Source organism: Gluconobacter sp. DsW_058 (genome assembly GCF_002153615.1).
In the GTDB taxonomy this organism is placed as follows: domain Bacteria; phylum Pseudomonadota; class Alphaproteobacteria; order Acetobacterales; family Acetobacteraceae; genus Gluconobacter; species Gluconobacter cerinus.
In genome coordinates, this window is sequence record NZ_JOPH01000085.1 from 1 (window position 1) to 713 (window position 713).

A 713-nucleotide genomic window follows, 5' to 3' on the forward strand; every position below is an offset into this window, starting at 1 on the left:
GCAGGACGTATTCCAGAAGACTGGCAGGACAAGCCGTCAAAGCTGTCGCACAAGGATCGTCATGCGCGCTGGACGCTAAAGTTCACCAAAGCGAAGCGGCAGGATGATGGAACCATGCCATCCAGTGATCTCGCCATCCCGTTCTTTGGCTATAAATCGCATGTTTCCATCGATCGGAAATACCGGTTCATCCGGAAATGGAAAACAACGCATGCCGCCGCCAGTGATGGCGCGAGATTGAGAGAGGGGCTGCTGGATAAAACCAATACGGCCTCAAGTGTCTGGGCTGACACGGCCTATCGCTCAAAAGCCAACGAAGACTTCATGGAAAAGCAGGGATTTGTTTCCAAGGTTCATCGCAAAAAGCCGCATCTCAAGCCGATGCCCCGGCATATCCAGAAATCAAATGCTGGAAAGTCGGTCATCCGCTCGCGTGTCGAGCATGTCTTTGCCGATCAGAAGTCACAGACGGGGCTGTTTGTCCGGACTGTCGGTATCACCCGAGCCACCATGAGGATCGGCCTGGCCAATATCGTCTACAACATGCGCCGCTTCCTCTTCCTCGAAAGATTGAACGCGAGCGCGTAGTCATTCAGCAGGGGACAACACTCGATCTGCTCAAAACGCAGATCGAATGCTACCCCAGATAGCGTCAATCAGCACGCCAAAAGCCCAAAATCAAAACCAAGGTACATCAACCAATAGTTCTTCGA

At 52.6% G+C, this 713-nt stretch carries 1 protein-coding gene; it reads left to right on the plus strand.

What is annotated here, in order from left to right:
- Positions 1–588: transposase (locus HK24_RS13320; protein WP_143412347.1), on the plus strand; the 588-nt coding region annotated here is incomplete at its 5' end.
- Positions 589–713: the final 125 nt, after the last annotated feature.